This window comes from Pelobium manganitolerans (assembly GCF_003609575.1).
In the GTDB taxonomy this organism is placed as follows: Bacteria; Bacteroidota; Bacteroidia; order Sphingobacteriales; family Sphingobacteriaceae; genus Pseudopedobacter; species Pseudopedobacter manganitolerans.
In genome coordinates this window covers 279,132-298,441 of record NZ_MBTA01000025.1, presented here as the reverse complement: position 1 = coordinate 298,441, position 19,310 = coordinate 279,132, and the positions used below count along the sequence as shown (strand labels likewise).

The window sequence follows — 19,310 nt, the reverse complement described above, 5'->3', positions numbered from 1 at the left end:
AATAACACACTATATTTGCGCTCTTGATTTAAAAAGAGCGAGAATTACATTATAGCACATCATGAAAAGAACATTCCAGCCTTCTCAAAGAAAAAGAAGAAATAAACACGGGTTCAGAGAAAGAATGTCTACCGCTAATGGTAGAAGAGTATTGGCTTCTAGGAGAGCGAAAGGCAGAAAAAGATTAACTGTATCAGACGAGCGTCGTCATAAAGCATAATTTGATTGTTCTTAATTATCAAAACATTTGATAATTAGCCGATGTTTATGCTATTAACAATCGGTAATGACTGTCAAAACAAATTATTTTAAAAAAGAAGAACGTTTATGTAGTAAAAAGCTTTTAGATGAGCTTTTCAAAAACGGTTCTTCTTTTTTGTTATATCCATTTCGCGTTACCTGGCTTATTTCTCTCGATAGCCAACAAGCCTTTCCGGCGCAGGTAGTAATTGCGGTTCCAAAAAAACGTTTCAAGCACAGTATAGATCGTAACCTGATAAAAAGACGCATCAGAGAAGCTTATCGTTTGCATAAAAGCACAGTCTTTTATCCTGCACTTCAAGACAATGGAAAAAAGATTTTGCTGGCTTTAAGCTACGTTGGCACTAAAGCACATGATTTTAGCTTTATTGAAAAGAAGTTGAAAGCAGTATTTGCCGACTGTTTAAAAAAAGTTGAGGCATGAAGTTTTTGAATAAAATTTTCTCTTTCTTTTTTTTGGTGTTGATTAAAGCTTACCAATTCTTAATTTCGCCTTTGCTGGGCAATTCGTGCCGGTTTACGCCCACCTGCTCGCAATATGGGGTAGAAGCGATTAAAAAACACGGAGCCTTTAAAGGAGCTTGGCTAACGGTGAAAAGAATTTTGCGTTGCCATCCTTGGGGCGCACACGGTCATGATCCGGTACCATAAATTTATCATTTAATGCCTTTAATTTTACAGATAGAAACCGCTACGCAAACCTGTTCTGTTGCGGTAGCAAAAGACGGTCAATTGCTTTCTTGCATTGAACGCACGGATAAAAACATACATGCGTCAAACATCACTTTATTTATAGAGCAGGCGTTAGCTAAGGCGGGTAAAAAACCTAGCGACTTAGATGCGGTGGCGGTGAGCATGGGGCCGGGTTCTTATACCGGTTTGCGCATTGGCGTTTCAACCGCAAAAGGATTGTGTTATGCATTGGATATTCCGCTTATCGCGATAAATACTTTGGAAGCGATGGCTTCGGGCTTTAAAAGCCGTTGTTTTTCTGTACAGCCAAATACGCTCTTTTGCCCAATGATTGATGCGCGCAGGATGGAGGTTTATTGTGCTTTTTTTGACAACGAACTGAATCCGGCGGTGCCTACCGCTGCCGTAATTGTTGACGAGAACAGCTTTTCTGATTTATTAAACAGCAATTTGGTCTATTTCTTTGGGGATGGTGCCATGAAATGCGAGACAGCGTTAGGTAAGCACCTTAACGCACGTTTAATGGACGATTTTGAAAATTCGGCCAAAGATTTAACCTTACCAGCTTTGGAAAAGTTTACCGCGGGCCAATTTGTAGATGTGGCTTACTTTGAGCCTTATTATCTAAAAGATTTTATTGTTGGCAAGAAAAAACAAGATTAACGCCTGCGGTTGTTTCGCTTATCGTTTTTGCGCCGATTTTTTTCAATCTGTTTATTTTGCTTTTGTGCTTTTTTGCGCTCTTTATTGCTCATCCGGTAAATAAAGCCTGTTTCTTTATCATTTAAACCTTGTATTTCATCGGCAGTGCCAATGTCTTGCATTTTACTGCCAAATTTTACGTTTATCCCAAAATATGCGCCCATCCTCGGCGTTCCCCTGCCCACACTTTCATCCTGTTTAAGATAAGATTTTGCGAGGTAGTAAGTTGGGAAAACCTGCTCAGAGCCCACATAAAACTCCATATTTGGCGATTTTACCATAATCTGAGCGCCCAAATTCAGTTTAGTTTCAAAATCATAAATAGGATTAACTCCTAAAACGAAGGCATTTTTGCTAAAGTTATTTAGCAAGGCAAGCTGCCCGTGAGGGTTAAAAATACTTTTTGAAAAGGCTACTACGGGTTTATAAAAGCCAAATTCTTTGGATGCCGCAAACTCTATTTTACTGTCTATTTTGCTGTAAAAGGCTTTTTTCTGTTCTGTTACCGCCGCATCGTTTTTAATTTGGTCAAAGATTTTTGACGCAGAAGAATCTGTTGCACTACCGTTTATATGGCTGGTAAAGTTATAATGTCCGGTGTTTTTGCCCCATCTAATGAAACCTAAATCTTTCAGATTCAGGGTAAAATAATAGCCTTTAGGATGTTGGTACGAGCTGGCCAAACTGATTGCACCACCGAAATTTTTGAGATTTGGGATTAGGCGATCGAGCTTGAGCTTCTCGAATCCGAAACTAGAGATGTAGGAACCGGTAAGATCAGCGTTGTAAGCAGTGTTTTGCGTTACTTCCAATTGCGACTGGGTGATGCTAAAATTATTGTAGATAATTCCGTTAAGGAGACTCAATTTGGCGCCAAAAGCCCAGCGGTCATCGTAATTTTCGCGGTAGGTGGCGCCTAGCTGCCAATAAGCCTGGTTTAATCCGGAAGAATTAAAAGGGTTGGTATAGGCGGGCCGGGTAAATTTTCTAAAGTCATCTAGCAATGTAAATGTTTCGTTGCTGATTTGGCTGCTGCCTTCTTCCTTCAGTTGTAGGGAAAATCCAAGCTCGCGGTTGTAGTTACGGGTGCGAAAGATGCGGTAATTGAATAAATAGATGTTGCTATTTCCGTAAAAGTAGTTGAGGTGATTCTCTCCTAAATTGGGTAAGTTGCTTTTGCTTATTTTTCGGGTATAAAGCGCACGTTTAAAAAGTGTTTCTGCATCGCCTTCAAAGGCAAATGTTACAAATAAATGCGGAAAAAGGGTAATGGCATATTTACGGCTTAAATCTTTTTGAAAACCTTGTTGAACCGGATTTTCAAAAGCATCAAATTGGGTACTGCTATGGTTTAAGGCAATGTTTTGTGCATAAAACAAGGTTGGCCACAATAAAAGTATAAGTACTAAAGTGTCACGTTTCATTTTGTTTTATTGATGCAGATGCTGTAACCAAAGGTCAATAAGCCAACGCCGCGCTATCAATCTTAGGCAAAAGTTCTTCGGTATCCGGAGTTTCGTTCATGTAAAAGTTGGTAAAAAAACGGTCTTTGTCGGCGCTAAATTGTATGGCCAAGCCGTAAATTTCGTTCCATTTAAAGTTATCACTTCTAAAACTTTTATAGCTGCTTTTGCTCAAAAAAGAGCGGATAATCGCTTTTGAATTGCTGTTGTGTATAAAGTAGAAGATATTGCCTTGGTTGGATAGATACTGTTGGAAGTCGATATTTTTATCCGTTAAACCCAGCAGCTTTTGAGCCCGGTAATTCTCTACAAATCGGCGTAAAGCATTGCTGCTGTTCGCTACTACCAAATGATTTTCAATAGTGGTGTAGTATGGGCGGCGAAACTGCTTAAAAGGATCGCCAAAATAGTTGTACATCATAAAAGAATCGTCGAAATGGCGAATATCGCCTCCGGCTTCTGTGCTGATTGTAGATAGCACAAAAGACAACCTGTTCATATTGGTGCTTTTCACGATGCCTATATTGTCTCCGGAGGCCAGTTGGAACACCCCGAATTCTTTACCCCAAATTGCAGTAACTTCCTTATCTAAATTAATAGCGTGGTTGGTAGAAATACGCTGTATTTGCGCTTTTAAATCTTTATCCTCTTTGCGCGAAGCCAATAAATTTTGCAAATCATTTTTAAAACTGCCGTAATCAGAAACATAATACAATGCATAATTAGCCGCATCATAAGGCAGGTGTTTGGCCAAGGTAGTGGCGCCGGGTTTTTGGTTTAAAAAAAGGTTAAAATAAGTTTTGGCGTTTAAATTTGGCGATGTGATGCCGCTAAACATCAGCGCGTTTTTTTGGTAATTGATGTTTAGTGATGCTGTAGCGTCAATAGATTTTAGGAAATAGGTTTCGTAGGGGTTTTTTCGGGACGAAAAATGGTTGGCAAAGTTGCGCAAGTTGACAAAGTTGACGTACAAGTTGGCAACGGAGTTTTTGTTTCGTTGTGTATTAAAATCGGCATTAAAAGTGGCTTTATCATTGTTGCTGTTTGCCTGGGCCAAACTTTTTTTGGTTAAGTTTTCATCAAAGCTGCCAACCAGCAGGTTGTTGTGTATAAAAAAGTTGAAGTAGGTTTTATTGCTAAAGGCAAGCTGGTAAATTGCATTTTTAGCGTCGGGATTTTGACGAAGCTGATACTTTTTTTTCAGAACGACCAAAAGCTCTTCGGAGTTGTGGCTTTCCAAATTTAGTGGGGCAACAACCAACAGCGCGGCCTCGCTTGCTTTTGTTGGATGTACAGAAAAGAAAATATCGCTTTGGTTGAAAATGCCTTCGGTATTTTGATCATCTACAAACACCTGTTTTAAGGCGCTTAAATGGCTTAGGTTTTCTTTTCCTAAAACATCGCTAAAAAGCGTAAAATCTTTGAAGATATCATAAAAGTATGCTTCGTTCTTATATTCAAAAACGATTGAAGCATCTGCAGGTAAAACTTTAAAAATTTGCTCGCTGGAGAGGGTAGATGCGTTTAATTTTTTAAAATATAACCAAGTAACAGCAATTATGCCTATCATTAAGGCACTTATAATAAAAACGGGCTTCTTCATTTCACAGATTCCTAAGCTACAAAAATAGATTTTTGTGGCAAAGGCTGGAAATTGCTTTCATCTTTATTAAATTAGCAAAACCATCAAAGCGAAATGAATAAAAGAATAATTATTAGTGCGGCAATATTTGGGATTTTTGCCGTTGTTTTTGGTGCGTTTGGCGCCCATGTTTTAAAAAACATGATCAGTAGCACGCAACTAGAAACCTGGCATACCGGCGTTCAATACCATTTTTACCACACTTTGGGTTTAGCGTTTTTATCCACCTTTGCGCGCTTTAAAAATAATCTCATCAATATTTCTTCTTATTGTTTTGTATTCGGCATCCTGCTTTTTAGTGGTTCTTTGTACCTTATAGCCTTAAAAGACGTTATGGGCATCAACACTAAATTTATTGGGCCTGTTACGCCCTTGGGCGGCTTGCTGTTTATTTTTGGATGGTTTAGCCTGTTGCTGGCCGCCATAAAAGACAAATAATGTTTGATTTTGATTCGGAAGAGCTTAACCAGCAAACCTTGTTTGTTGAGGTGATTTTGCCGTTGGCCATTCCGGGAACATATACCTACCGTGTGCCAAAGCACCTAAATGCACTTACAGAAGTAGGCAAAAGGGTAGTGGTGCAATTTGGTAAAAGTAAAATTTACACGGCCATCGTTTCTGCAATAGGGCAAAAAGCACCTGTGAAGTACGAAGCAAAGTATCTGATAGATGTTTTAGACGAGAAAGCTATTGTTACCCAGCAGCAACTAAAGTTGTGGCAGTGGATTGCCGAGTATTATTTGTGCACTTTAGGCGAGGTAATGGCCGCTGCCTTACCGTCTGCATTAAAGTTGGCCAGCGAAACAAGGATAGTTTTAAACGCAAATCCGGATTTTGATAAAAGCCTTTTAAACGATAAAGAGTTTTTGGTGCTGGATGCCTTAGAGTTGAAGCACGAACTTAGTGTTACGGATGTTACCAAAATTTTGGCGCAGAAATCTGTGTTCCCCATCTTACGTTCGCTTTTTTCAAAAAACCTGATTTATATTTTAGAAGAAATTGACGAAAAATTTCAGCCAAAGAAAGTCGCTGTTATACAGTTGAACCCACTTTATCAGGACAAAGAGAACCTGAAGCATTTGTTTGCCGAACTGGAGAAAGCGCCAAAACAAGTAGATGCGTTGTTGGGCTACATCAAACTGGCAAAAAGCGGGAAATCTGTAAAAAAAACTGATCTATTAGAGGCGACCGGTGTGAGCGCCGGGGTAATTAAAGCTTTGGTTGATAAAGAAGTTTTTATTGCAGCGCATGAAGTTATCAGCCGGTTTACCCATCCGGATTTAACGGCAGTGATGGATTTTACGCTGAGCGACGCACAGCAGCAAGCGCTTTCGGCACTTCAAAAATCCATCAACGAAAAATCGGTTACGTTGTTGCACGGGATCACGTCATCGGGCAAAACCCAAATTTATATCCGCTTAATTGAGGATTATTTAGCCCTGGGCAAACAGGTGCTTTACCTATTGCCAGAGATTGCGCTAACCGGCCAGATGATAGATCGGTTAAAAGTTTATTTTAAAGATCAGATTATTGTTTACCACAGCAAATTCAATGATAATGAACGCGCCGAGATTTGGCAAAAGGTACTCAACAATGAAGTAAAAATCGTTTTGGGCGCCCGTTCATCGGTATTTTTGCCTTTCGCAGATTTAGGTTTTGTGATTGTTGATGAAGAGCATGAGGCCAGCTTTAAACAATTTGAACCAGCGCCACGTTACCACGCCCGCGATGTGGCTATTATGTTGGGAACTATTGCCCACGCAAAAGTTTTATTGGGTTCGGCAACGCCATCCTTAGAAACCTATTTCAATGCTTTAAACAATAAGTTTGGTTTGGTTAAACTTGCCGAACGTTATGGAGGCGTTAAACTGCCATACATTGAAGTGGTGAGTATTGCCGAAGAACGTAACCGCAAATTAATAAAAGAGCATTTTACCAGTGTTTTACTTGAAGGTATAAACACCGCCATTGCTAATCAAGAGCAGGTGATTTTGTTCCAAAACCGCCGGGGTTATGTCCCCATTTTAATTTGCCAAACCTGCGGAAATACCCCTAAATGTATCAATTGCGATGTTAGCTTAACCTATCATAAAGCCAGTGGCAAATTGCATTGCCATTATTGCGGGTACAAAGAAGATAATATTACCGAATGCCCGGCCTGCGCATCTAAACACATTGCTTATAAGGGCTTAGGGACCGAAAAAATTGAAGACGATTTAAAGGTGATATTGCCCGATGTACGCGTAGCGCGGATGGACTACGACACTACGCGGAACAAGAACGCACACCAAGTGATTTTAAACGATTTTGAAGACCGAAAAATAGATGTTTTGGTGGGGACGCAGATGGTAGCTAAAGGTCTGGATTTTGAAAATATTACCTTAATAGGCATTATCAACGCCGATAGCATTATCCAATTTCCTGATTTTAGAGCCTACGAACGTAGTTTTCAGTTGTTATCGCAGGTTGCTGGCAGGGCAGGCAGGCGAAGCAAACAGGGGAAGGTGATTATCCAAACGTACGATGCGAAACATAGGGTAATACAGCAAGTGGTAAACCACGATTACGAAAGTATGTACCACGAAGAAATGATTGAGCGCCGGCAATTTAAATATCCGCCCTTTTACAAGATTATCCAGCTAAACATCAAACATAAAGATTTGGGCATGTTGCTAAAGATTTCAGATGCTTTTGCCAAGCTTTTAAAACATTACCTCGGCGATATGGTTATTGGGCCTCATAGTCCGCTTGTGGGGCGCGTGCGCAATTATTATATCCAAACCATTACGATAAAAATAGATTGGGCCAGCCAGTCGTTAAGTAAAATAAAGGTTTTGCTTAAAGAGCAGATTAGCGTTTTTGAAGCAGATAAAGCCAATAAAGGCGCATTTATTATTGCGGACGTTGACCCCTATTAATCTCTTCCGAAATTAAACTGCAAAGAAAGCCGGGCCAGCGGGCGCGAAGCGTATTGCCAACGATCAAAGTTGCTGTTAGAAATTAGCGTGCTGTTTAGTTGGGTTTTTGTTTCTTTATCATGCGTTCTGATGATATCAAAACCCGCCTCGGCACCAATGGTTATGGCATTAATAACATTTAGTTTTAAACCTAAAAAAGGGTTAAGCGTAACGCCGTTTTTTTCGATGTTTACATTATAAATAGGCGCCTTGCTATTTGCATCGGCAGACACGCCTCCAAATTCTACGTTTTTATAACCTAACTCCAGACCGTAATATGGCTGCAAACGACTGTAAATGATGCTCCGCTCAAAGCCTATTTTAATATCTAAACTATTATAGTTCCCGCTCACAATTTCGCAAGTGCTGCACTGATTACGGAAGGTATAGTCTTTTTCTTTGAAAGTATAAGCAGCAAAGCGATAGGATATTTGGTTGTCGTTTATTTTAAGCATAAGGCCGTTAAGACCAGAGCTGTAATACTTTGTATTGTTTCTAACCTCATTCAAAAGTTTGGGCTGTTCTTCTAATGCAAACATCTTAAGCCCGATAGAGTAGGTAGAATTGCTTTGGGATTGTGCCGATGCACCAATAGATACAGTGACGAAAAATATAATGATAAAGAGTTTTCTCATAAAAAAATAATTACGTAAATATAATCACTATTTTCCTCTTCCCTGTAAAATAATAGCAATAGTGTATATCATAATCTTAAAATCTAAAGAAAGCGAACGATTTTGAATATAAATTATATCAAAAGTTAAACGATTGACCATTTGCTCAATGGTTTCGGCATAGCCAAACTTTACTTGGCCCCAAGAAGTTATGCCCGGCAGTACTTTATGAAGGTGATGATAATGTGGGGCTATTTTCACAATCTGGTCTATATAAAATTTACGCTCGGGCCGGGGACCAACAACAGACATTTCTCCTTTAAGTACATTGTAAAATTGCGGTAGTTCATCAAGCCGTAAGCGTCTTAAAAAAAGGCCAAATTTAGTAATGCGCGTATCGTTATAGCTAGAGAGTTGCGGTCCGCACGCTTCTGCGTTTAATACCATTGTCCTAAACTTATGAATTACAAAAGGCTTGCCGTTTTTTCCAATGCGTTCTTGCGAGAAAATAACAGGTCCCTTGCTGTCAAGTTTAATAAATATGGCAATGATGATTAAAAGCGGACTTAAAACCAGCAAAACCATCGTACTAAAAACAACGTCAAAAAGTTTTTTAATTACTCTTTGCCAAAAAGGCATAAACTGCCGGTGCAGGGTAATTAACGGAATGGAAAAAAGGTAGTTGATTTTTACAAATCCGGAGACAATATCATATACATCCGGAATGATGTGTATGGTAACATGATGCTCCTCCAACTCGTCTAAAAGGGTTTTTAGCCGTAAATGTTCTGATGTTTCTATCGCTATAATAATCTCTTCAATCTGGTGCAGTTTAATCAGTTCCGGAATTTGATGGGTGAGGGTTTGCCCCGAATTTTTCTCTTGAAAAGTGCTGTGTTCTAAATCGTAAAAACCTAAAATTTTAAAGCCGAGCGATTTTTTTTGCGCCGCTATCTCTTTTAAAATAGTATCTGCCTTTTGCTTATTGCCAATGATAACGGTATTAAAACCTATAGTTGCGTTTTGCAGGAGCTTTTTTAAAGCGGTAAGATAAGTTAGCCTAAATATCGAAAACACGGCGAAGTGGCAAAGTGCAATGTTGAAGATGGTGGCGATAGCGAACGATAATCGGCTGTTTTGAAGATGCGTGTAAGTAAAAAAGAGCAGGCAAATAGCAACAATTAAAGACTGGTTTAAGGTGAGCACTAACTCTTTAAAGCGCGATTTGCGTTTAGCGTCTAAAAAAGTTCCGGATAAAGTATATAAGCCTAAAAGGCACAGCGCAAACCAAATATTTTTTTGGGTTCCGATGAAGGGATTTAAGTTAAAACTGTTGATGAGATAAACGAAAGTGGCCAAAGCCAACAGGTTTAAAATAAAATAAGAAACCTGCGATTTTTTTACCATTATTTTAAGATGCTCGTTTTCAGATTGTACAATTTTTAATACCGGTAAAACTAAGAAAATGCACCATATATTGGTTGGAGATTATATTTTTGTGAGCAAATGGCCTACAAATACGTTGATAATTACCGCGAAAAAGGTGCGAGAAAAAAATTGGTGCAAGAGCTAAAAGCGAAAGGGATATCAGACGCGAAAGTATTGGAAGCGATAGGAAAAGTGAAAAGGCACTATTTTTTTGACGAAACTTTTTGGGCGCAAGCTTATTTAGACAAAGCCTTTCCCATTGGCGAAGGTCAAACCATTTCCAATCCTTATACGGTTGCCTACCAGTCGGAACTGTTGCACATTCAACGTGGCGACAAAGTGCTCGAAATTGGTACTGGCTGCGGTTACCAAACCTGTGTTTTGCTAGAACTGGGTGCGCAAGTGTTTACCATAGAAAGGCAAGAAAAACTTTACCAACGTACCAGCCAAGTTTTGCCCCATTTAGGCTATAAGGCCAATTTCTTTTTGGGCGACGGCTCTAAAGGCATTGCTGAATATGCGCCCTACGATAAAATTATTGTAACTGCCGGTGCGCCTATGGTGCCTCAAATTTTATTGAAACAGTTGAAGGTTGGAGGCATTTTAGTTATCCCGGTTGGCGATGAAAAAGCCCAAAAAATGGTGACGGTTATCCGCGTAGGCGAAAACGATTTTGATAAAATTGTGCTCGATACATTCAGGTTTGTGCCATTGTTGGGGGATCAGGCTTGGTAGAGCCTCACCCCAGCCCCTCCGTTGTGCGGAGCAGGTTCTCCGAAGGAGAGGGAACCCTTGTTAACTACAATACGAAATAAAATTTAAGCTCGTTTAATTTTATAGGTTTTTCGCGTTCGTTCTTATGGTAACTACACAATATAAATAAAACTTAAACCCGTCTATTCCTCCCCCTCTCCTTCGGAGAGGGGGCCGGGGGCTGAGGCTCTTTTAAAACCTCTTCATCGCTTTATCCATTTCGCGCTTCACATCACGCTCTTTCATCGCATCGCGTTTGTCAAAAGCTTTTTTTCCTTGCGCCAGGGCAATTTCTAATTTTGCAAAGCCTCTGCTGCTGATAAAAATTTTTAAAGGAACTATGGTTAAGCCTTTATCTTCATTTTTTACCAAAAGTTTTTTGATTTCTTTTTTGGTAAGCAATAATTTGCGGTCCCGTTTAGATTCGTGGTTATAAAAAGAACCGTGAGAATATTCAGAAATATGCAGATTGCGGATATAAAGTTCGCCGTTAATAAACGTGCAAAAAGCATCACTGATATTGGCTTTGCCCTCGCGGATTGATTTAATTTCGGTTCCCAATAAGCTGATGCCGGCAACAAATGTTTCTAATAAATGATACTCAAACTTCGCTTTCTTGTTCCGGATGTTAATGTCTGTTGTTGCCATTGTTGCAAATATAGATAAATCAGATGTGAGATATGAGATTTGAGACGTGAGATATGAGACGTGAGATTTGAGAACCTAGCAAGCCAACCCCTGGCCAACCAGCTAACAAACTAACCACCTAGCTAAGCTACTTCCCGCATATCAACTGCCACTACGCGGGAGACGCCTTGCTCTACCATGGTAACGCCGTAAATAATATCTGTGCTGGCGATGGTTTTTTTGTTGTGCGATACCACAATAAACTGCGATTGGTTAGAGAAAGTGCGGATAATATTGTTGAACTTCTCAATGTTGGTATCGTCCAAAGGCGCGTCCACCTCGTCAAAAATGCAGAATGGTGCCGGTTTAAGCAGGTACAACGAAAACAGCAATGCAGTAGCCGTAAGCGTTTTTTCGCCACCCGAAAGCTGATTGATAGAAAGCGGACGTTTCCCTTTGGGCCTGGCGATAATGTCGATGTCTGATTCTAAAGGTGCATTGGGGTTGCTTAACACTAAATCACAACTGTCTTCTTCATTAAACAGCGACCGGAAAACCTTCATAAAGTTATCGCGCACCAGCGTAAAAGCATCCATAAACTTCTCTTTAGCGGTATCGTCAATTTCTTTGATGGTTTCTAATAAAGATTGTTTGGCCTCAGTTAAATCCTTCTTTTGGTTGCTGATGAAGGTAAAACGCTCTTCCATTTCGCGATAAGCTTCCATAGCCATGGGGTTAATGGCGCCAAACTCGTCTAGCTGTTTTTTTACCTTCTCCACATTCTCTTTCACCGCATCTTCATCCTCGTCTTCCGGTGGTTCATCGTCTAAAATATCCTCAATGGAAATGCTAAATTCTACCGCTAAACGTTCTTTCAAAGCGTTCAGCTCTATTTTTAGGTTGTTTTTTTTATCTTTTAAATCGTTGCTTAACAGCTCGGCGCTGTCTTTGTTTTTTCGCAAGTCGCTAAGTTCGGTTTCCAAAGCATTAATTTTTTCCTTGCTCTCGTAATAATCTTTTTCTGCCTCTTGCACCGCCTTTTCCAGTTCTTCTTTTTGCTGGTACATCGCCAACAAATCTTCGTCGTCATAATCGGTGTGCACCACAGTTTCCAATATAGAAGCCTTGGTAGCGTCCAACTCTTCCTGATTTTTATTTATTCGCGTATCTAAGTCTTCTTGCTGACTTTCACGGTATTCCAAATCTTTGTCTAAGCTGTTCAGCTTGTTTTTTTGCTGATGAAATTTGAGATTTTCTGTATTAAAGGCCGTCGATTTTACCGTCAAAAATTCGCTCAGCTGTGCATAATCGCTCTGCTCTTGGAGCAAAGCATCGGCGAAAGCTTGTTTTTGTGTTTTGCTTTCTTGGATTTTAGGCATCAGATCTAGCAAAGCCGATGAAATATTGAGCAGTTTTTGTTCGATATCTTGCTTGCGGTTTTGGCTGTTTTGGATGAAGCTTAAATATTGCTCTTGCTTGGTTTTTACAGATACCAGCTCGTTTTCTGCCAAGTTGATTTCTTTTTGAAGCGCCTGTAAAACCTGCGGCTGTAAAGAGGCTTTTAAACTTTCAATCTCGCGCTTGATGCTTTCAATCTCGTCCGCGGCTTTTGCCGATTTTTGGTTTAGCGATTTAATTTCCTTGCTCAGGTTGTCCAAGTTTTTAGCGCGACCAATCCTTTTCCCTTCAAACAAGCCCACAGAACCGCCAGAGAGCATAAACTTGCTTTTATAATATTTGCCCGATTTAGCAATCATCACGGCATCGTCGTTTTTTGGCAGTGCATTTAAAGCGACTTCGCTGTCATCGTCCACCAAAAAAACATTGTGTAATAAATGCATCGCCAGCGTTTGGTAGCGCTTGTCAACATCCACCACTTCTAAGGCCGGTAAAGCATCAGCAAAAGGTGGGGCTAACGCTGTATCAGGTTTTTGTATCTGATCTAAAATAAAAAAGTTCGCTTTGCCGCGCGATGCGTTGCTCAACAGCTTCACCGCTTCAACAGCATCGTTAAAAGTTGGCACCACATAATGGTTCATTAAGGGTTCCAAATAGTTTTCAATAGCTACGCGATACTCTTCCCGGCAAAATAAAATATCCGACAAAAGAGGAGCATTTTTGCTCCATTGTGTGTTTTTCTTTAAAAATCGGATAGACTCTGGGAAACCTTCCAAATTATCAACCATACTTTTGGTAAGGTTGTATTCGTTTTGCTTGGCGTCAATTTTTCTGCTGGTTTGGTTTAAACTTTCGCGATTATCCGATAGTTTTTGCTCTAAAATTCCCAACTTTTCTTGGGTAGCGCTTTCTTGCTCGGTTAAGGTTTGTAGCTCGTTTTGCTTGGCGCTGATGCCTGCTTCCAGCTCGTATAAAACCCTGTTAAATTCTGTTAACTCCTGCTCGCGGTTTTGCGTATCTTCAATATTTCGTTTGCTTTCTTGCAATAAAGCCTCCTGCTGGATATTTAAAATGTCTACCTCTTTTTCTAGCGCGTACAATTGGTTTTGCAAGTCGGTATTTTGCTGTTGCGATTGCTCTAGCCTTACTTTTCCGCTTGCTTGTTGCACCCTTAACTCGTCAACTTCTTCTTTTAAATCATCTAAAGCCTGGGTTAAGCTGTTAAGGTTTTGCTCTTCCTGCAAACGTTCCTCGCTCAAGCGCTTCATATTATAATGCACGTGTTGCAGTTGTGCGCGGTCTTTTTCAAGCTCTTCGTTTAAGCGCCGCTCTTTGTCTTGCAAAAACTTAAGCTGTTCGTTTTTAATTTTTTTCTCGTTTTCGTAGGCGCGAATTTTAGCCACAAAATCATTGGTGGCTTTTTGCTGTACAGAAAGGTTTTTTTCTTTAGTTAAGCTGTTGAATTTATGTTTCTGGATTTGCGCGTCTAAATCATCGATTTTTACAGCTAAAATATGTTTCCCGCTGTTTTGTGCCTCTTCCAGTTTTTCAAGCTCGTTTAACTCCGTTCTAAAATTTAAAATGCGGAAGGAAGCTAAAACCAAACTTAAAATCTTGTATTTTTCTTTTAAACGATAGTATCGTTCGGCTTTTTTTGCTTGGTTTTCTAAGGTTTTCAGGTTTTTTTCGATCTCAAAAAGCAAATCCTCAACCCGACTTAAATCTGCCTCAGTATCTTTTAAACGGCCAAATGTTTGTTTTTTGCGCAGTTTGTATTTGGATATTCCTGATGCTTCCTCAAACAAATTCCGCCGCGATCCTTCTTTATTTGCGATAATCTCATCAATCATCTTCAGCTCGATGATTGAGTAAGAATCTGAGCCAATTCCAGTATCTAAAAACAAATCAGAAATATCTTTTAAACGGCATTGCACGTCATTTAAGCGGTATTCCGATTCGCCGCTGCGGTAAAGTTTACGCGTAATGGTTACGGTAGAAAAAGCCGTGGGCAATATGTTCTTAGTATTGTCAAAAGTGAGCGAAACCTCTGCTAAATTGGCCGGTTTACGGGTTTTGGTGCCATTGAAGATGATGTTTTCCATTTTTTCCGACCGGAGCATTCTGGTACTCTGCTCGCCCAAAACCCAGCGGATAGCATCCACCACGTTAGATTTTCCGCAACCGTTTGGCCCCACAATGGCGGTAACTCCTTCGTTAAAATTGATGGTGATTTTGTCTCCGAAACTCTTAAAACCTTTTATCTCAAGCTTATTTAGCTGCATGCGCTCCCTAAAAAAATGGAAGGCTGAAATTAGGAAATTTTAATGAAACCGTTTGTGAGATTGGTAGCGCTTTAATCTGGCCCAAAATAAAAAAAGGGCGAAAAGCCCTTCTTCATATTGTTATTTGTTAAGCTTACCGCAGATAAACCGCGTCTTCCTCGTTATTCTCGTCCAAAACAACAGATACGTGTTCTTTTAAAACGGTGGAAAGCTCTAAACCTACAAAGTCTGTAGCTACAGGGAAGTTTTTATGGCTACGGTCTACCAAAACAACCGAGCGCAATTTTTTAAGCCTGATGTTTAAAAATACGCCTAAGCCGTAAGCAATGGTGCGGCCGCTGTTTAAAACGTCATCCACCAAAATCACCACTTTGTTTTCGCATTGTTCAACCGGGATGTCTATAGAAGATTCCAGTTTCGAGCTTGATTTGTTAAGTTCCAGCTTTACAATCTTGATTTTAATGTCCGAAATTTTCGAAAGCACCGCCTCAATACGTAAAGCCAAGCGGTAGCCGCGCGAAATTACCCCGGCTAAAATAATTTCCTCTTCATCAAAATTGTCTTCCAAAATTTGATAGGCAATACGGTTTATCTTTTGCTGTATCTGATTTGCATCCAGAATTAGGATTTGTTTCGAGCTCATAAAACGATTTTGATGGCTAAATTAGAAAATTATCACGAATAGCTTTTTGCTTCCGCATCAATCACATCAGATCAAACCAATTTTCTTCTGTATTTTTTGGGCATATTTTTTCATCGCTTTAATCAGTTCTTCGTCTTTTTCTTTGTGCGATGCGCTTTTGGTATGCAACCTCGAAATGGTTAAACACGCGTTTACCCCAGTTTTTTCATCGCCCACAGGCACTGTAACGTCAACAATACCGTCGGCAAAGTCACTCTCCTTTAAAAAGTGTCCCTTTTCGCGGATCTGTTTTATCGTTTCTTGAAAAGCCTGCTTTTGCTCGGCAGTAAATGTTTTATAATCCGGGTCTTTTTTTAGGATGGCATTCGCGGTCTCGGGTTTCATATAGGCCAAAAGCACTTTGCCAGATGCGGTTAAAGCAATAGGGAAAAGGTTGCCTTGCTCAATAGATAGCGCAATAGGCTCGGGACTGCGTGCGTGCAAAATCACCATCACCTTATTGTGGTAAATAATGCTCATGTGGCAGGCTTCGCGCACCTCACTTGCTAAATCTTCCATTAAATGAATAGAGGCTGTCCGCAACTCATCAACAACAGAGTGCTGGTGCGATAAATGATAAAGCTTTAAAGACAGCTTATATTTAGATGATATTTGGTCGCGGATGATGTAGCCCCGGTCTTCCAAACATACCAACATACGGTAAATCTCGTTAGAGCTCTTGTTTAAATTGCTGGCAATTTCTGTTTGCGATACCGGTACAGATTGTGATGATAGATATTCAAGAATGTCGAGTCCTTTTTCTAGCGCGGGCGCTTGGTATTTAGTTTTTGTTTCGGTTTCCATTTTGTATCAAAAATAATAATATCCCACAGTTTTACCGCATCCCATCCTCAGCAAAATTCCCTTTTATTCTTTTAAATATAAATGTTATATTTATATTTGAATAAGCCTTAATGCAAAACCGAACCTGAATTTTTCACATAGAATCAATCGGTTTATAGATAAAGTTTTCTTAAGGTTCGGATAATAAGACAGATACGGTTAGAGCCTAAATTGGTTTTGTAATTTTGATGCACGAATGAAAATCATGCCGAGCTACGCCTTAAGAAACATAAAAAAAATAGCGCAAGTTTTTTGCCTTCTGGTTTTGTTGTTAACAGCATTCGGGAAAAATGCTGTTTCACAAAATTTATCGGTGGAAGATTTAAGCGTACAATATCGTGGCCATGCCACAGAAGTAGATGTTCGTGAGCCAAAATTGGCCTGGATAAATAAGTCTTCTTTAAAAAACAGCAAACAGCTAGCTTACCAGTTACAGTTTGCTAAAAGCATAAAAGATTTAAAAAGCGGCGTTTTTTTGTGGGATAGCAATTGGCAAAGCGATGCTTCCTCTATTAATGTTAAATATAAAGGACCAGCTTTACAAGCGCTCACCAATTATGTTTGGCGGGTTCGCGTTAAGGATAACCGCGGAAACGTATCGGGATGGTCCGTGCCAAATAAATTTAGCACTGGCGTTTTAAGCAAAACAGATTGGAAGGGTGCTAAGTGGATTACAGACGAAAAATTGGCAGACAGTTTAAAAAATCCGTTACCTACGGATGGCGAAAAAGACAAGGCCAACTTTGCCAACCAGCTTCCATTGTTCAGAAAAACATTTAAAACGGAAAAGAAAATCCGTAATGCAAATATGGCAATTGCGGGCTTAGGCCATTTTGAGCTTTTGATAAACGGCTCAAAAATAGGCGATCATTTTTTAGATGCCGGCTGGACAAACTACAGCAAAGAAGCACAATATGTAGGTTTTGATGTTACTGATGCTTTAAAAAAAGGCGATAACGCCATTGGGGTGATGCTAGGCAACGGTTTTTATTTTGTGCCGCCAATGAAGGGGCGCTACCGCAAAACCAAAACCATGTTTGATTTGCCTAAACTGATTTGCGTGCTTAAGATAGAATATACCGACGGTTCTGTGGAAGAAATTTTTAGCGATGAAAGCTGGAAAACAGCCAAAGGACCTATAACTTTTAGCAGCATTTACGGAGGCGAGGATTATGACGCGCGTTTAGAACAGAAAAACTGGGCAAAACCAAATTTTGATGGCAGCCAATGGAAAAGCGTTTTAATAACAGACGGCCCGCCGAAACTCATTGCACAACAACAAGAGCCTTTAAAGGTGTTTGAAACCTTTGAGGCAAAAAAACTGGCAGATATTAATCCACAAACCAGCAGTTTTGATTTAAGCCAGAATTTCTCGGGCATCATAGCTATAAAATTGAAAGGCAACGCCGGTGATACGGTGCGTATTTATCCTGCCGAGCTAATCAACAAGGATTTTACCGTCAACCAAAGAGCCTCCGGTCGTCCATATTATTTCCAATATATATTAAAAGGAAAAGGGAGCGAAACCTGGCAACCACGTTTTAGTTATTATGGATTCCGCTACTTGGAAGTGCGTAACATGCCGAAAGATGGCGGAAAACCTGTGCAAATTGTAGAATTAAAGGGTTTGCACACCCGTAACGCGGCACCAAAAACGGGCTCATTTTCTTCATCAAACCAGTTATACAATCAAACCTATAAACTAATTGATTGGGCTATTAAAAGTAATATGGCAAGCGTGCTAACGGATTGCCCGCACCGCGAAAAGTTGGGCTGGTTAGAGCAGGTGCATTTAATGGGCAACTCGGTAAACGCAAATTACCACATTGCACCTATGTTAAACAAAGCAATGGCCGATATGCGTGCATCGCAATTGAGCAGCGGTTTGGTGCCAGAAACTGCACCCGAATTTGTTTTCTTTAAATGGGGTGGCGATATTTTTCGGGATTCACCAGAGTGGGGAAGCAGCGCTATCATTGTGCCTTGGTACAGTTACCAATGGTATGGCGATGACCAAGTTTTAAAAGACAATTACCAGATGATGGTTAATTATTTAAGCTATTTGCAAGCCGAGTCTGTTGATTATATTAATTACAAAGGTTTATCTGATTGGTACGATTTAGGGCCAAATCCGCCCGGAGTTTCTCAGTTAACGCCAAAAGGAGTAACCGCCACCGCCATGTGGTATTACGATTTAACTTTGATGTGCAAAATAGCGGCGCATTTAGGCAAAACGGACGATGTTCAGAAATATCAGGCCATTGCCGAAAAGGTAAGAAGTGCTTTTAACGCAAAGTTTTTTGATGCACAAACCAAACAATACGCAACTGGCAGCCAAGCGGCAAATGCCATGGCGGTATTTATGGATTTGGTAAATAAGGCCGACCGCCAAGCGGTAATCAATAACTTGGTTAAAGACATTGAAGCGCGGAACAACAGCTTAACAGCCGGCGATATCGGCTACCGTTACGTGCTACGCGTTTTGCAGGAAGCTGGGCGATCCGACGTGATTAACAAAATGAACAACCGCTCTGATGTGCCGGGCTACGGTTATCAAATTGCCAAGGGCGCCACTGCGTTAACAGAATCCTGGGCGGCATTGCCTACTGTTTCAAACAACCATCTTATGCTGGGGCATTTGATGGAGTGGTTTTACAGTGGTTTGGCCGGCATCAGCCAAGCGGAGGGAAGCGTGGCTTTTCAGCAAATCGAGATAAACCCGCAACTTGTACCGAGCGTAAATCAGGCGGAAGCCAGCTTTAAATCGCCTTACGGTGAAATTAAAAGTGCTTGGGTAAAAGACGGAAAAAGCTTTACGCTAAATGTGGAAGTGCCTTTCGGCTGTGATGCAAAGGTAATTTTACCTTCGGGCGATGCCACGATGGACGGAGAGACAATAAATAACAGCAAAAGCGGAATTAAGATAGGTTCGGGACAATATACATTTACAGTTGCTGAAAAATAA

The 19,310-nt window shown here is 40.3% G+C and carries 16 protein-coding genes; 8 read left to right on the top strand and 8 right to left on the bottom strand.

What is annotated here, in order from left to right:
- The first annotated feature begins 61 nt into the window (after positions 1–61).
- From rpmH to tsaB, 4 genes are all read left to right on the top strand, one after another.
- On the top strand, positions 62–220 hold the full coding sequence (rpmH, locus tag BCY91_RS11655) for a 50S ribosomal protein L34 (RefSeq protein WP_017258626.1): 159 nt from the start codon (positions 62–64) through the stop codon (positions 218–220).
- 66 nt (positions 221–286) lie between these two features.
- Entirely contained in the window at positions 287–685 is a 399-nt protein-coding gene (locus BCY91_RS11650) for a ribonuclease P protein component (protein ID WP_120182218.1), read from the top strand.
- Positions 682–912 (top strand): membrane protein insertion efficiency factor YidD, encoded by a 231-nt coding sequence (gene yidD, locus BCY91_RS11645; protein WP_120182217.1) that lies wholly within the window; start codon positions 682–684, stop codon positions 910–912. The genes BCY91_RS11650 and yidD overlap by 4 nt, the downstream gene beginning before the upstream one ends.
- Before the next feature lie 12 nt (positions 913–924).
- Positions 925–1,617 (top strand): tRNA (adenosine(37)-N6)-threonylcarbamoyltransferase complex dimerization subunit type 1 TsaB, encoded by a 693-nt coding sequence (gene tsaB, locus BCY91_RS11640; RefSeq protein ID WP_120182216.1) that lies wholly within the window; start codon positions 925–927, stop codon positions 1,615–1,617.
- On the opposite strand, the gene BCY91_RS11635 is transcribed toward tsaB, so the two are convergent.
- Both BCY91_RS11635 and BCY91_RS11630 read right to left on the bottom strand, forming a co-directional pair.
- A complete protein-coding gene (locus tag BCY91_RS11635) occupies positions 1,614–3,080 on the bottom strand; it encodes a DUF5723 family protein (RefSeq protein WP_120182215.1) in 1,467 nt (488 codons plus the stop codon). The two genes, tsaB and BCY91_RS11635, sit on opposite strands and share 4 nt — an antisense overlap.
- Positions 3,081–3,114: 34 nt before the next feature.
- The gene (locus tag BCY91_RS11630; RefSeq protein ID WP_245989103.1) at positions 3,115–4,689 is read right to left on the bottom strand and encodes a hypothetical protein; all 1,575 of its coding nucleotides are present in this window, start codon (positions 4,687–4,689) and stop codon (positions 3,115–3,117) included.
- 126 nt (positions 4,690–4,815) lie between these two features.
- Between BCY91_RS11630 and BCY91_RS11625 the strand changes: the two genes are divergently transcribed.
- The gene (locus BCY91_RS11625) at positions 4,816–5,199 is read left to right on the top strand and encodes a DUF423 domain-containing protein (protein ID WP_120182212.1); all 384 of its coding nucleotides are present in this window, start codon (positions 4,816–4,818) and stop codon (positions 5,197–5,199) included.
- The gene (gene priA / locus BCY91_RS11620; protein ID WP_120182210.1) at positions 5,199–7,679 is read left to right on the top strand and encodes a replication restart helicase PriA; all 2,481 of its coding nucleotides are present in this window, start codon (positions 5,199–5,201) and stop codon (positions 7,677–7,679) included. The genes BCY91_RS11625 and priA overlap by 1 nt, the downstream gene beginning before the upstream one ends.
- Here priA and BCY91_RS11615 read toward each other — a convergent pair.
- Together BCY91_RS11615 and BCY91_RS11610 are read right to left on the bottom strand one after the other, a co-directional pair.
- A complete protein-coding gene (locus BCY91_RS11615) occupies positions 7,676–8,353 on the bottom strand; it encodes a hypothetical protein (RefSeq protein WP_120182208.1) in 678 nt (225 codons plus the stop codon). The genes priA and BCY91_RS11615 overlap by 4 nt on opposite strands.
- A gap of 27 nt (positions 8,354–8,380) precedes the next feature.
- Positions 8,381–9,739 carry a sugar transferase gene (locus BCY91_RS11610; RefSeq protein ID WP_120182206.1) on the bottom strand — a complete coding sequence of 453 codons (1,359 nt, stop codon included), beginning with the start codon at positions 9,737–9,739 and terminating at the stop codon, positions 8,381–8,383.
- Between the two features lie 99 nt (positions 9,740–9,838).
- Here BCY91_RS11610 and BCY91_RS11605 point away from each other — a divergent pair, with 99 nt between their 5' ends.
- The gene (locus BCY91_RS11605) at positions 9,839–10,495 is read left to right on the top strand and encodes a protein-L-isoaspartate(D-aspartate) O-methyltransferase (RefSeq protein ID WP_120182204.1); all 657 of its coding nucleotides are present in this window, start codon (positions 9,839–9,841) and stop codon (positions 10,493–10,495) included.
- A 210-nt stretch (positions 10,496–10,705) separates the two neighbouring features.
- Here the strand turns inward: BCY91_RS11605 and smpB are convergent, their stop codons facing one another.
- The 4 genes from smpB to BCY91_RS11585 form a co-directional block, all read right to left on the bottom strand.
- Positions 10,706–11,161 (bottom strand): SsrA-binding protein SmpB, encoded by a 456-nt coding sequence (gene smpB / locus BCY91_RS11600; RefSeq protein WP_120182201.1) that lies wholly within the window; start codon positions 11,159–11,161, stop codon positions 10,706–10,708.
- Positions 11,162–11,283: 122 nt separating this feature from the next.
- A complete protein-coding gene (smc, locus tag BCY91_RS11595) occupies positions 11,284–14,820 on the bottom strand; it encodes a chromosome segregation protein SMC (RefSeq protein ID WP_120182198.1) in 3,537 nt (1,178 codons plus the stop codon).
- Between the two features lie 133 nt (positions 14,821–14,953).
- Positions 14,954–15,463, bottom strand: coding sequence for a phosphoribosyltransferase family protein (locus BCY91_RS11590; RefSeq protein ID WP_120182196.1), 510 nt, complete (start codon positions 15,461–15,463; stop codon positions 14,954–14,956).
- Between the two features lie 66 nt (positions 15,464–15,529).
- Positions 15,530–16,306, bottom strand: coding sequence for an IclR family transcriptional regulator (locus tag BCY91_RS11585; protein WP_120182194.1), 777 nt, complete (start codon positions 16,304–16,306; stop codon positions 15,530–15,532).
- 352 nt (positions 16,307–16,658) lie between these two features.
- Here BCY91_RS11585 and BCY91_RS11580 point away from each other — a divergent pair, with 352 nt between their 5' ends.
- Positions 16,659–19,310: a family 78 glycoside hydrolase catalytic domain gene (locus BCY91_RS11580; RefSeq protein ID WP_245989101.1), complete on the top strand. Its 2,652-nt coding sequence runs from the start codon at positions 16,659–16,661 to the stop codon at positions 19,308–19,310.

Excerpts from the sequence above, each read along its gene's own strand:
- rpmH (WP_017258626.1), top strand. The coding sequence starts at position 62 with ATGAAAAGAACATTCCAGCCTTCTCAAAGAAAAAGAAGAAATAAACAC.
- BCY91_RS11650 (WP_120182218.1), top strand. The coding sequence starts at position 287 with ATGACTGTCAAAACAAATTATTTTAAAAAAGAAGAACGTTTATGTAGT.
- yidD (WP_120182217.1), top strand. The coding sequence starts at position 682 with ATGAAGTTTTTGAATAAAATTTTCTCTTTCTTTTTTTTGGTGTTGATT.
- tsaB (WP_120182216.1), top strand. The coding sequence starts at position 925 with ATGCCTTTAATTTTACAGATAGAAACCGCTACGCAAACCTGTTCTGTT.
- BCY91_RS11635 (WP_120182215.1), bottom strand. The coding sequence starts at position 3,080 with ATGAAACGTGACACTTTAGTACTTATACTTTTATTGTGGCCAACCTTG.
- BCY91_RS11630 (WP_245989103.1), bottom strand. The coding sequence starts at position 4,689 with ATGATAGGCATAATTGCTGTTACTTGGTTATATTTTAAAAAATTAAAC.
- BCY91_RS11625 (WP_120182212.1), top strand. The coding sequence starts at position 4,816 with ATGAATAAAAGAATAATTATTAGTGCGGCAATATTTGGGATTTTTGCC.
- priA (WP_120182210.1), top strand. The coding sequence starts at position 5,199 with ATGTTTGATTTTGATTCGGAAGAGCTTAACCAGCAAACCTTGTTTGTT.
- BCY91_RS11615 (WP_120182208.1), bottom strand. The coding sequence starts at position 8,353 with ATGAGAAAACTCTTTATCATTATATTTTTCGTCACTGTATCTATTGGT.
- BCY91_RS11610 (WP_120182206.1), bottom strand. The coding sequence starts at position 9,739 with ATGGTAAAAAAATCGCAGGTTTCTTATTTTATTTTAAACCTGTTGGCT.
- BCY91_RS11605 (WP_120182204.1), top strand. The coding sequence starts at position 9,839 with ATGGCCTACAAATACGTTGATAATTACCGCGAAAAAGGTGCGAGAAAA.
- smpB (WP_120182201.1), bottom strand. The coding sequence starts at position 11,161 with ATGGCAACAACAGACATTAACATCCGGAACAAGAAAGCGAAGTTTGAG.
- smc (WP_120182198.1), bottom strand. The coding sequence starts at position 14,820 with ATGCAGCTAAATAAGCTTGAGATAAAAGGTTTTAAGAGTTTCGGAGAC.
- BCY91_RS11590 (WP_120182196.1), bottom strand. The coding sequence starts at position 15,463 with ATGAGCTCGAAACAAATCCTAATTCTGGATGCAAATCAGATACAGCAA.
- BCY91_RS11585 (WP_120182194.1), bottom strand. The coding sequence starts at position 16,306 with ATGGAAACCGAAACAAAAACTAAATACCAAGCGCCCGCGCTAGAAAAA.